The 12,074-nt window shown below is 64.9% G+C and carries 6 protein-coding genes and 1 pseudogene; 5 read left to right on the top strand and 2 right to left on the bottom strand.

Annotation, left to right across the window (positions count from 1 at the left end):
• Window positions 1–16: 16 nt before the first annotated feature.
• Window positions 17–1,396, bottom strand: coding sequence for a M48 family metalloprotease (locus ACQY6T_RS12880; protein WP_428632653.1), 1,380 nt, complete (start codon window positions 1,394–1,396; stop codon window positions 17–19).
• Between the two features lie 185 nt (window positions 1,397–1,581).
• Window positions 1,582–4,233 carry an Rne/Rng family ribonuclease gene (locus ACQY6T_RS12875; RefSeq protein ID WP_428631246.1) on the bottom strand — a complete coding sequence of 884 codons (2,652 nt, stop codon included), beginning with the start codon at window positions 4,231–4,233 and terminating at the stop codon, window positions 1,582–1,584.
• A gap of 661 nt (window positions 4,234–4,894) precedes the next feature.
• On the opposite strand from ACQY6T_RS12875, the gene ACQY6T_RS12870 reads away from it, so the two are divergent.
• The 5 genes and pseudogenes from ACQY6T_RS12870 (at window position 4,895) to ACQY6T_RS12850 (ending at window position 12,068) form a co-directional block, all read left to right on the top strand.
• Window positions 4,895–6,103: an N-acetylmuramoyl-L-alanine amidase gene (locus tag ACQY6T_RS12870; protein WP_428631245.1), complete on the top strand. Its 1,209-nt coding sequence runs from the start codon at window positions 4,895–4,897 to the stop codon at window positions 6,101–6,103.
• 150 nt (window positions 6,104–6,253) lie between these two features.
• Window positions 6,254–7,402 (top strand): DSD1 family PLP-dependent enzyme, encoded by a 1,149-nt coding sequence (locus ACQY6T_RS12865; protein WP_428631243.1) that lies wholly within the window; start codon window positions 6,254–6,256, stop codon window positions 7,400–7,402.
• 235 nt (window positions 7,403–7,637) lie between these two features.
• Window positions 7,638–10,154, top strand: a complete 2,517-nt coding sequence (locus ACQY6T_RS12860; RefSeq protein ID WP_428631242.1) for a penicillin-binding protein 1A — start codon at window positions 7,638–7,640, stop codon at window positions 10,152–10,154.
• A 61-nt stretch (window positions 10,155–10,215) separates the two neighbouring features.
• Window positions 10,216–11,343: a peptide chain release factor 2 gene (gene prfB, locus ACQY6T_RS12855; RefSeq protein ID WP_428631240.1), complete on the top strand. Its 1,128-nt coding sequence runs from the start codon at window positions 10,216–10,218 to the stop codon at window positions 11,341–11,343.
• A gap of 36 nt (window positions 11,344–11,379) precedes the next feature.
• Window positions 11,380–12,068: pseudogene (locus tag ACQY6T_RS12850) on the top strand (class I SAM-dependent methyltransferase).
• Window positions 12,069–12,074 lie beyond the last annotated feature (6 nt).

Here is a 12,074-nt window from a genome sequence, read left to right as displayed (position 1 = left end):
TTGTCTCCGCGCGAATCTAGCGCCGTTTGCGTTCGCGTTCCACCTCGGCGCGCGCCACGAGTGCAATATCCTGTGCACGGATCCAGTCGGGCGCGCCTTCGGATAGCCCCTGCATCGCTGTTTCGGCATTACGCAGCGCGAGCGATGCCTGTCCACCCTCGAGGGTGTAGCGTTCCGCCGAGGCGAGCGCGGCGCGCGCCTGATCGCCCTTGTTCGCATAGACGATGCCGAGCTGATACCAGGCAAAGGGGTTCTGATTGTCGAGCGCGACCGCAGTTTTCAATACCTCTTCGGCCTCGGCGAAATTCGCCGGATCTTCGGTCGCGATCAGCGCATGGCCCAGCGTCGCACTGATCAGCGGCTGCGACCGCGATATCGTCACGGCCTTGCGCAGCGCCGGGATGGCTTCTTTTGGGCGCCCCGATTCGAGCAGCACCTGACCTTCGAGTTCCAGGAAATAAGGGTCGTTCGGATCGGTCTTGAGCAAGGCGTCGACTTCCGACAGCGCCTTTTGCGGATAAGCGCTCCGGTGCCAGGCATAGGCACGCGCATAACGCGCGGGGATGCTGGTGTTGGTTTCGGGAAATTTGCGCAGCGTACGGTCGGGATCGGTCATAAAACCCGACAGCTTCGCCTTGATCCGCTGAAAGCGTTTTTCGATGGCGGGGTCGCCGGGCTTGGTCCACGCCGGATCGATGACATAGACCTCGCGCAGCGTCTGGATGCGATCACCGGACATCGGGTGGGTGCGGCCATAGGCTTGCTCGTCGTCCTGCTTCACCGCGTAACGGAATTCCAGATTCTGCAATTTCTTGAAGAACGCCAGGCTACCCCGGCCGCTGATCCCGGCTTTCGACAGATATTGGGCGCCCGCGGCGTCGGCAGTCGATTCCTGCACCCGGCTGAAGGCGAGGAATTTGCCGAGCGCGGCTTGCTGCCCCGCCATCATGACCCCCATACCCGCCTCGCCTGCACCCGCCGCGATCGCCGCCGCACCGAGCAGCAGGCTGAGCAACGAGATACCGGTCGCGGTCTTGGCGCCATCGTTGACGCGAATCGCATGGCCGCCGATGACATGGCCCAGCTCGTGCGCGAGCACGCCCTGCACCTCTTCGGCGGTGTCGGCGGCCTCGATCAGCCCGGCAAAGACATAGATATCCTGACTGCCCGCCACGAACGCATTGATGCTGCGATCGCCGAGCAGGTGGACGCGCACCTGTCCGGGCTGCAACCCGGCAGCGACCAGCAGCGGGTCCATCATGTCCTGAAACAGCGCCTCGGTCTCGGCATCGCGCAGAATCGATTGCGCCATCGCGGGGCGCATCGCGACGGCGAGCATTGCGAGCAGGGTCAATACGATCCGGAGCAGCGGACGCCAGGCGCCCCTTCGAACCATCGATCGGGGGAAGGGTGGTATCATCTTCCCCACCCTCGCGCGGCGCATCTGAACATCGACTGAAGCCATGCAAGCTTTGTGGGGGGCGGCGAGCGTGGAGGCAAGGCGAGACTTTGTCGGAACGCCATCACTGCTTCCCGCGGCCTTCGCCGGGGGAAGCAGTGATGAGACGTGCTCCGCTTGGATCAGCCGAAGGTGCGCTGCCACCAGCCGCGGCGCGGTTCGCCGTCGGGACCAACGCCGTCCTCGTCGCCATTGGCGGCTTCGGTTTCGGCATCACCCGTCGTTGCCGCTTCGGGCGCGGCGTCGGCTGCCACCGCCTTTTTGGCGCGGCTGGCGCGCTTTTTGGGCGCGGGCTTGACGGCCTCGGCTTCAAGCTCGGCGGCGTCGGCAACGGGTGCTGCCTCCACCGCTTCCGGCGCCGCTTTTACCGCTGCGTCGGCGGCTTCCGCTTCGGCGGCGGCCTTGGTTTTGCGCGGCGCGCGCTTGCGCTTCGGCTTTTCCTCGGCAGTTGGTGCATCTTCGGCGACCGGCTCGGCGACCTCCGCGGCCACCGGTGCTTCGACGGCGTCGGTTACGGTTTCGTCGGCAGTTTCTGCCGCATCGACCTTGGGCTTGCGGCCGCGGCCGCCACGGCGGCGACGCGGCTTGGCTGCGGCTTCGCTGGATTCGCCGTCGCTATCGCCTTCGCTCGCGGCGTCCGCCGGGGCGGCTTCGCTGTCGTCGATAGCTTCACCCTCGGCCTCGGCCTCGGCCTCGGCATCATTGCCGCCTTCGACGATTTCATTGCCGTCTTCGTCACGGCGACCGCGGCGACCGCGGCGGCGGCGGCGGCGCTTGCGCCCCTCACCATCGGCTCTGGTATCGCCTTCTTCGCGGTCGCGCGGCCGGACGGGGCGCTCTTCGACCGCTTCCTCGGCTTCGTCCGTATCCTCATCCTCGGGGAAATCGTCGTCGTCGTCCTCGATCGGCGCGATCGGGGCAAAGCTGCGGCGCTGGGTCGGCGGCGGCCCGGTGACCTCGACCGCCATCCGCGCGCCTTCGGTCTCGCCGTCGGGCAGGATTTCGATCGTTACGCCGTACAGTTCCTCGATATCGCGTAGTTCGCGGCGCTTTTCGTTGAGCAGGTAGAAGGTTGCTTCCTGGCTGGCGCGCAGGGTGATCCTGTTGCCCCTGCCGCGTGCCGCTTCCTCTTCGATCAAGCGCAGCGCGCTGAGGCCCGCCGACGATGCGGTGCGGACCAGCCCGGTGCCTTCGCAATGCGGGCAGGGACGCGTCGACGCTTCGAGCACCCCGGTCCGCAGGCGCTGGCGGCTCATCTCCATCAGGCCAAAGCCCGAAATGCGGCCGACCTGGATGCGGGCGCGGTCGTTTTTCAGCGCATCCTTCATCGCCCGCTCGACCTTACGGATGTTCGAACTGTGATCCATGTCGATGAAATCGATCACGACCAGCCCGGCCATGTCGCGCAGGCGCAGCTGGCGGGCGATTTCGTGCGCAGCCTCCAGATTGGTGCTGACCGCGGTCTGTTCGATATTATGCTCGCGGGTCGACCGGCCCGAGTTGATGTCGATTGACACCAGCGCCTCGGTCGGATTGATCACCAGATAGCCGCCCGATTTCAGTTGGACGACGGGATTGAGCATCCCCGCCAGCTGATCTTCGACGCCGTAACGCTGATAGAGCGACACCGGATCGGCATATTGCTTCACGCGGCGCGCGTGGCTGGGCATCAGCAGCTTCATGAACTGCTTGGCGGCCTTATAGCCCTCGTCGCCCTCGACGAGCACTTCCTCGATGTCCTTGTGATAGATATCGCGGATCGCGCGCTTCACCAGGTCGCTGTCCGAATGAACCAGCGCCGGGGCGCTCGATTCCAGCGTCTTTTCGCGAATCTCGTCCCACAGGCGGGCCAGATAATCAAAGTCGCGTTTGATCTCGACCTTGGTGCGGCTCATTCCCGCGGTGCGGACGATGCAGCCCATCGTCGGCGGCAATGCCAGCTCGTCGACCATCGCCTTCAGCTTGCGGCGATCGGCGCCGTTCGAAATCTTGCGGCTGATCCCGCCGCCGTGCATCGTGTTGGGCATCAACACGCAATAACGGCCGGCCAGCGACAAATAGGTGGTCAGCGCCGCACCCTTGTTGCCGCGCTCTTCCTTGACGACCTGGACCAGCATCACCTGACGGCGACGAATGACGTCCTGGATCTTGTAACGGCGGCGCAGCGACATGCGGTTTTCGCTGTCGTCGTCGTCGCGGCGGCTGCTGCGACCGCGGCCACCGCCCTTGCGGCCGTTGCCGCGCCCACGGCCACGGCCCTTGCGGTCGCCGCGGCCTTCTTCGGCGCCTTCACTATTCTCTTCGGCGTCGCCATTCTCGGCATCGCCGTTATCGTCGCCGTCATCCCCGTCGTCGCGATCATCCCGATCGTCGTCGCGGTGGTCGCGATTGTCGCCATTTTCGTCTTCGTCATGATATTCGACGTCGGCGACATCGCCTTCCAGCTCGTCCAGATCCTCTTCGGCGCGCTGCGCAGCGGCGGCGGCATGCTCGGCTTCTTCGCGCAGCAGCGCTTCGCGATCTTCCTTCGGAATCTGGTAATAGTCGGGGTGGATTTCGCTGAACGCCAGGAACCCATGGCGATTGCCGCCATATTCGATGAACGCCGCCTGCAGCGACGGTTCGACGCGGGTTACTTTGGCCAGATAGATATTGCCCTTGAGCTGTTTATGCTCGGCGGACTCGAAATCAAACTCCTCGATGCGGTTTCCCAAGGTGACCGCGACACGGGTTTCTTCCCGGTGCCGCGCGTCGATCAACATGCGCGTGGTCATTAGTTACACTCCAAGCGCGCCGCGGCGCGCCATCAAAAAATCCCGCGACCTTCCTGGATGGAAAGTCGCGGCGGATACGGGTGAAAAGAAAAAAGACGTTATTGCTGCGGGGGGCTTGCGTCCGGTCCTGGACGCGCATGCGGTCTCCGCATCCGGCGACGACCGGGGCGAAACCGCCCGCGTCGGGATGAAAAGAGGGCATGGCAAGCCTCATGCGGCATCAACCTGTTACATGGGGTGAGCGGGCGGGCAGGGCGGGCGTCTGGCGATCGCCCCGACTGTCCGGTCAACCGGGTGAACTGACGGCAGGTTGTCGATCCCCGCATATCCGGCGCCAAGGCGGCCTTGTTCCGCAATTGTTGCGGAGCAGGCCTTCCCCTCAAAAGGCCGGACGGCACCGGGAACGACACCGTCAGTGATGCTGTGCTAGCATCGGCACGGGCAGACGGCAACAGCGCCACGATAGAAAGATGGGACGCCGTCGTGTGGCCGCAACCCCCGCGTCGCCGCAAAAGATACTGAATTGCCGGTTAACCCTGCCGGTTGACGGGGGTTTGACGGCCTATGGCTAACGGATGGTTCACGACATTCTGCCGCTGGGGGCCATATGTTTTCGAATAAGCACTGGACCATCGCGCGTGCGCGGCGGCATAGAAGCGCCATGGGCCTGCTGCTCGTCCTGATGGTGATGATATCGAACCCCGCAGCGGCGCTGGCGGGCCAGATCGGCGCGGTCGAAATTGGCGATTCGGACATCACCCTGCGGTTCGACGATTTGGTCGTCGGCGCATCGACCTTTCTGCTCGCCGGCCCTGACCGCATTGCGCTCGACATTGCGGGCGCGCAGCCCGGGCCTTCGCCGCAGGGCATTGGCTTGGTGCGCGCGGTGCGCCAAGGGCAGAAGGATCCCGGCACGGCCCGTATCGTTCTCGACCTTGCGCGGCCCGCCGTTGTGTCGAGCGCGCGCTTTGCCGCCGACGGCCGCAGCCTGACCTTTCAACTGCGTCCGGTATCGGCCGACGAGTTTGCCCGGGTATCGCGCGGTCCGCGCACCGAATTGGTGCCGCCCACGGGCTTTCGTGCCAAACCGCCCGAAAAGCGCTACAGCGTCAGCGTCCCGATCGGCAAACCAAAGCCCGCGGTGGCATTGCCGCGGATCGAAGGACCAGCCAACAGCCGCCTGCCGCTGGTGGTGATCGACGCCGGGCATGGCGGCCATGATCCCGGCGCGATCAGTCCGCACAGCGGCAAACGCGAAAAAGACATCACCCTTGCGCTCGCCCGCGCCATCCGCGACGATCTGCTCGCTTCGGGCCGGGTGCGCGTCGCGCTGACCCGCGCCGACGACCGCTATCTCGTGCTCGAGGAACGCTTTGGCATTGCGCGGCGGCTCAAGGCCGATCTGTTCATCTCGGTCCACGCCGACGCCGCCGAAAATCAGACCGCCAACGGCGCGTCGATCTATACGCTGTCCGAAGTTGCCTCCGACCGCGAAGCCGCTCGGCTCGCGGCCCGCGAAAACAAGGCAAATGTCATCAATGGCGTCGATCTGGGCGCACACAGCGGCGATGTCTCGTCGATCCTGCTCGACCTGACCCAGCGCGAAACGATGAACGTCGCTTCCGATTTTGCCCGGCTGCTGCAACGCGAGGCGGGTGAGGCGGTCAAGTTTCGCACCAACGCCCACCGTTTCGCTTCGTTCGTGGTATTGAAGGCGCCCGACACGCCGTCGATCCTGTTCGAAACCGGCTTTATCTCGAACAAGGAGGACGCTGAATTCCTCGCGTCGGCGGCGGGCCAGAAAAAGGTTGCCCGCGGGGTGCGCGACGCGGTGCAGATCCATTTTGCGCGGCAGATTGCAGCGCGCTGATAAGCTAGTCTTGACGAATTTGTCGCTGATAGAGAGCTTCCGCGATCCGGCTGCGGGAGTAAGGTCATGCGCTCGCGCAACTGATCGGGTAGCGTCACCGCTCCAGCCCAGGTGGCAAATTCCTCAACCGCATCCGAAAGCTTTACGCGCATGACGACCGACCGCGATTTGCACGACCATCTGATCGGCCAGCAAGGCTCGCGCGCCGACCTCAACACGCCGGTGCTCATCCTCGATATCGACGCGCTCGACCGCAATATTGCGGCGATGGCCGGGCTTGCCGCCCACCATGGCGTCGCGCTGCGCCCGCATGCCAAGACGCACAAGAGCGTCGAAATTGCCCGGCGCCAACAGGCGGCGGGGGCGGTCGGCCTGTGCTGCGCCAAAATCGGCGAGGCCGAGGTGCTGGCCAGCGGCGGGGTCACCGGCATCCTGATCACCTCGCCGGTCGCCGCGCCTGGCGCCGTCAATCGCCTTGCCGCATTGGCAGGTCGCACCGAAGGGTTGATGGCCGTCGTCGACCATCCCGGGGTCGCGGCGCGGATCGACGCTGCGCTGGGCGAGGCCGCGGCGACGCTCGAGGTTGTCATCGACATCGACCCGGGCAGCGGGCGCACCGGCGTCGCATCCGCCGATGCCGCCGTCGCCTTGGCCAAGGTCATCGCGGCGTCGTCCAATCTCGAATATCGCGGGGTGCAATTTTACTGCGGGTCGCAGCAGCATATCGAACGCTATGCCGACCGCCGCGCCGCGATCGTCGATCGCACCGCCTATCTACAGAGTGTCATCGCCGCGTTGACGGATGCGGGTTTCGCCCCCGTGCTTGTCACCGGGTCGGGTACCGGCACCCACCGCATCGACCTCGACCTTGGCATCTTCACCGAACTGCAGGCGGGCAGCTATGTCTTCATGGACAAACAATATTGCGATTGCGACCTGACCGGCGACGGCGACCAGCCGCCGTTCGAAGTCGCCCTGTCGGTCGATGCCCGCGTCGTCAGCGCCAACCACAGCGGCCTTGTCACCATCGATGCCGGCTACAAGTCGCTGTCGACCGACGGCGGGGTCGCGGTGGTCCAGCGCGGCGCGCCCGAAACCGCCGCCTTCGCCTTCATGGGCGACGAGCATGCGGCACTCATTGCGCCCGGGATCGGGACGCAGCTTTCGCCCGGCGATCCCGTCAGCCTGACGGTGCCTCACTGCGATCCGACGGTGAATCTCTATGACAGCTATCACGTCGTCGCCGACGATACGCTGGTCGACATCTGGTCGGTGAGCGCGCGCGGCTGCGCCCGGTAACTCCGCCCACGATCCCGCGCCCGCCGCCGCAGCGGGAGCGCGCACGAGACGCAAGCTCGCCTGCTCGGCGTCGCGGGCGCATGGCTGGCCGAGGTCGGAATCGAACGCATCCCCACCGACATGATCGCCGCCCGCGCCCGCTCAACGCGGCGCGGCCTGCCCCAACGACGCTCGTGAGCCAACTCGCCGCAAGCACGCTTCCCTTTCGGCGATCCACGCTTTAGAGGCGGGGCATATGGCCGCTGACAGCCCGCCCGATTTCCGCCTGCGCCTGCGCCGCGACAGCAATGCCGTCATCGCATGGCTGCGCGATATGTGGACGCGGCGCTGGTTCCGCTGGCTTGGTTATCTGGCGCTGGCGGGCGTGCTCGGACTCGTGCTGATCTGGGCGGTGTTTGCGCGCGACCTGCCGTCGGTCGATCAGCTGCGCGATTATGAACCGCCGCTGCCGACAATGGTCCGCGACGCCGAGGGCAAGCCGGTGCACAGCTATGCCCGCGAACGCCGCGTCCAGCTGGAATATAGCGAATATCCGCAGCTCCTCGTGCGCTCGTTCCTTGCTGCTGAAGACAAGACATTTTTCAGCCACGGCGGCATCGACTATCCCGGCATTGCGTCGGCGATCTTCACCAACCTCACCAACAGCGGTCGCCCGGTTGGGGCGTCGACGATCACCCAGCAGGTCGCGAAAAACCTGCTGCTGACCAACGAGCTCAGCTATCGCCGCAAGGTGCGCGAGGCGATCCTGGCGATGCGCATCGAAGATGCGCTAACCAAGGAACAGATCCTCGAGCTGTATCTCAATGAAATCCCGCTCGGCCGCCGCGCGTTCGGCGTGCAGGCGGCAAGCCGCGCCTATTTCGACAAGGATGTCGATCAGCTTCAGCTGCACGAAATGGCGTTTCTTGCGATCCTGCCGAAAGCGCCAGAGAAATATGGGCGGTCGCGCAACGAGGCGGAGGCGGTGACGCGGCGCAATTTTGTGCTGGGTTCGATGCAAAGCAATGGCTGGATCACCGCGGCGCAGCGTGACGCGGCGCGCGCCATGCCGCTCGGCCTGACCAACAGCGGCAACACCGCGATCGCGCAGGTCGGCGGCTATTATATGGAAGAAGTGCGGCGCCAGTTGATTGCCCAGTTCGGCGAAACCGCCGACGACGGACCGCTCAGCGTCTATGCAGGGGGCTTGTGGGTCCGGACGCCCTATGATGGCAAGATGCAGGCCGCAGCGACGATGGCGCTGCGCAAGGGACTCCAGCGCTACGACGCCGGCAAGGGCTGGTCGGGACCGATCGCGACGATCGAGGCCGATGACCAGTGGCAGAGCCGCCTGGCGTCGAGCTTCGTCGGCATCGATTATGACAATTGGCGCGTCGCCGCGGTGCTGTCGAAATCGGCGGGCGCGGCGCAGATCGGCTTTTCCAACGGCGATACCGGGACGCTTCCCGCCAACGCCGCGACGCTCGGTTATCGCAAAACTGGCGGCAATGCGTTTTCGGCGATGCGTCCGGGCGACCTGATTGTCGTCAAATCGACGAGCGGCGATAACTATGCCTTACGCAACATTCCCGAAGTGTCGGGCGGGATGATCGTCGAAAGCCCGCATTCGGGCCGTATCTATGCGATGCAGGGCGGGTTCGACGTCCGTTTGTCGCCGTTCAACCGCGCCACCCAGGCCGAGCGCCAGCCGGGCTCGACGATCAAGCCGTTCGTCTATGCCGCGGCGCTCGACAATGGCATGACCCCTGCGACGATGATCGTCGACGGGCCGTTCTGCGTCTATCAGGGCGCGCGCTTCGGCAACAAATGCTTCCGCAACTTCGGCGGCGCGGGCGGGTCGGGCGAGCATACGATGCGCTGGGGCCTCGAACAGTCGCGCAACCTGATGACGGTCAAGACCGCCAGCCAGATCGGCATGGAACCGATCGTCGAAACGATCCAGACGATGGGCATCGGCAAGCACGAACCATATCTGTCGACCGCGCTCGGCGCCGGATCGACGACGGTCGAAAAAATCACCAACGCCTATGCGATGCTCGCCAATCATGGCCGCGAACTGAAACCGCGGGTGATCGATTATGCGCAGGACCGCCGCGGCAAGGTAATTTTCCCGGCGAACTGGAAACCCTGCGACGGCTGTAACAAAAAGGATTGGGACGGCCGCCCGATGCCGCGCTTTGCCAAATCGGGCAAGCAGCTGATGGATGCGATGACCGCCTATCAGGTTGTCCACATGCTCGAAGGCGTCGTCCAGCGCGGCACCGCGGTGCGGCTGCGTGACCTGAATGTCCCGTTGTTCGGCAAAACCGGGACAACCACGGGTCCGAACGATGTGTGGTTTGTCGGCGGCACGCCCGACGTGATCGCCGGCATGTATATCGGGTTCGACAAGCCGCGCAGCATGGGCGGCTATGCTCAAGGCGGCAGCTATGCGGCGCCGATTTTCAAGGATTTCGCGCTCGCGGCGCTCGCCGACCGCCAACCGATCCCCTTTGCGGCGCCCAAGGGAGTGCGGATGGTGCGGATCGATCGCCAGTCGGGCCGCCGCGTCTATGGCAGCTGGCCGGGCACCGACCCCAAGGCGGCGATCATCTGGGAAGCGTTCAAGCCCGAAAGCGAACCGCGCCGGACGATCCGCGAAGAAGAGATCAAGCCGATCAAGACCCCCAAGCGGCAGGCCGCGCCGACGCAGAAGGGTCCGGCAGGTCGCAGCGACAACGACTTCCTCGACGACCGCGGCGGCATCATCTGACCGCTTGTCTCTGACGGCTGAGCCTCTATGGCCGGTCTCCATTAGTTTCAGGAGCAAGGACATGCGCGCCGAAGCGCAGGATCATATCGACAAGATTGGCGCCGCGCTGGCACTGCTGCGGCGGTTCCTCGACTGGGACCGTGCGGTGCGGCGGCTCGACGAGCTCAATGCCAAGGTCGAGGATCCGACCCTATGGGACAGCCCGAAAGCGGCGCAGGAAGTCATGCGCGAGCGGCAGCGGCTCGATGCCGCCATCGCCGCGACGCGCGCGATCGAGACCGAATGCGCCGACACCGCCGAGCTGATCGAACTCGCCGAAATGGAAGGCGATGAGGCGATGGTCGATGAAGCAGTCGCCTCGCTGGCAACGCTCGCGGCGCGCGCCGAAGAGGATAAGATCCGGGCGCTGCTCGCGGGCGAAGCTGACGCCAACGACGCCTATATCGAAGTCCACGCCGGAGCGGGCGGCACCGAAAGCCAGGACTGGGCCGAAATGCTCCAGCGCATGTATGGTCGCTGGGCCGAAAAGCGCGGATTCAAGGTCGAGCTGGTCGAATATCAGGGCGGTGAGACGGCGGGCATCAAATCAGCGACTTTGCTGGTCAAGGGCGAGAATGCCTATGGCTATGCCAAGACCGAAAGCGGCGTCCATCGCCTGGTCCGCATTTCGCCCTACGACAGCTCGGCGCGGCGCCACACCAGCTTTTCCAGCGTCTGGGTCTATCCGGTGATCGACGACAATATCGAAATCGACATCAACGAAGGCGATCTCAAGATCGACACCTATCGCGCCTCGGGCGCCGGCGGCCAGCACGTCAACACGACCGATTCGGCGGTGCGAATCACCCATATTCCGACGGGTATCGTCGTCGCCAGCCAGAACGACCGCTCGCAGCACAAGAACCGCGCGACCGCGATGGGGATGCTCAAAGCGCGGATGTACGAGGCCGAACTGCAAAAGCGCGAGGCCGAGGCGTCGGGCGAATATCAGGCCAAGACCGAAATCGGCTGGGGCCATCAGATCCGCTCCTATGTTCTCCAGCCCTATCAGCTGGTGAAGGATTTGCGCACCGGGGTGACCTCGACCGCGCCCGGCGACGTCCTCGACGGCGCGCTCGATCCCTTCATGGCGGCCGCGTTGTCGCAGAAGGTGACGGGCGAAAAGGTCGAGGTCGAGGATATCGATTGATGAAGCGATCCGCCGCCGCCATCCTGCTTGCGTTCCCTGCCGCTGCTCGGCGGCTGTAACGCGCCATGGAATGACGGCAGCGATCGCACCGAAACCGCGCGCGACTTTCCGCCCGCCGACCGGCCCATCGCACCGATCACGTCGACGAAATGGTCGACAGAGGAAGCGCGCGAACCGGGTCAACGAGGCCGAGGATGTGATGGATTCGGCCGATTGTCCGTCCGGGCATGACCGTCGCCGACATCGGCGCCGGTGACGGCTATTACACCGTCCGCCTGGCCCAGCGGGTCGGCGCCGGGGGCCGCGTGCTGGCGCAGGACATCATGCCCGACGTGATCGAACGCCTCGCCGATCGCGTCGGCCGCGAACGGCTCGACAATGTCTCGATCAAGCTTGGCGCCGTCGACGACCCGCGGCTGCCCGCCGACAGCTTCGACCGCGTCTTCATGGTCCATATGTATCATGAAATCGGCGAGCCCTACGCCTTCCTGTGGCGGCTGCGACCCGCGCTGCGCGCAGGTGGACAGGTGCTCGTCGTCGATGGCGACCGACCGATTGCCGAACATGGCACCCCGTTCCGCCTGCTCGTCTGCGAATTTCAGGCGGTCGGGTACAAGCTGGTGTCCTATGACGACAAACAGCATGCCGGCGGCTATCTCGCGCGCTTCGTTCCGGCCGGAAAACGCCCCGAACCCGACGCAATTACGGTGTGTGATAATCCTTGAGATAAA

Origin of the sequence: Sphingopyxis sp., from assembly GCF_965279725.1 — a bacterium.
In the GTDB taxonomy this organism is placed as follows: domain Bacteria; phylum Pseudomonadota; class Alphaproteobacteria; order Sphingomonadales; family Sphingomonadaceae; genus Sphingopyxis.
Note: the sequence above shows the minus strand (reverse complement) of the source record. Positions and strands in the feature narration are given on the sequence as shown.

Excerpts from the sequence above, each read along its gene's own strand:
- prfB (WP_428631240.1), top strand. The coding sequence starts at position 10,216 with ATGCGCGCCGAAGCGCAGGATCATATCGACAAGATTGGCGCCGCGCTG.
- ACQY6T_RS12860 (WP_428631242.1), top strand. The coding sequence starts at position 7,638 with ATGGCCGCTGACAGCCCGCCCGATTTCCGCCTGCGCCTGCGCCGCGAC.
- ACQY6T_RS12865 (WP_428631243.1), top strand. The coding sequence starts at position 6,254 with ATGACGACCGACCGCGATTTGCACGACCATCTGATCGGCCAGCAAGGC.
- ACQY6T_RS12875 (WP_428631246.1), bottom strand. The coding sequence starts at position 4,233 with ATGACCACGCGCATGTTGATCGACGCGCGGCACCGGGAAGAAACCCGT.
- ACQY6T_RS12880 (WP_428632653.1), bottom strand. The coding sequence starts at position 1,396 with ATGGTTCGAAGGGGCGCCTGGCGTCCGCTGCTCCGGATCGTATTGACC.
- ACQY6T_RS12870 (WP_428631245.1), top strand. The coding sequence starts at position 4,895 with ATGGGCCTGCTGCTCGTCCTGATGGTGATGATATCGAACCCCGCAGCG.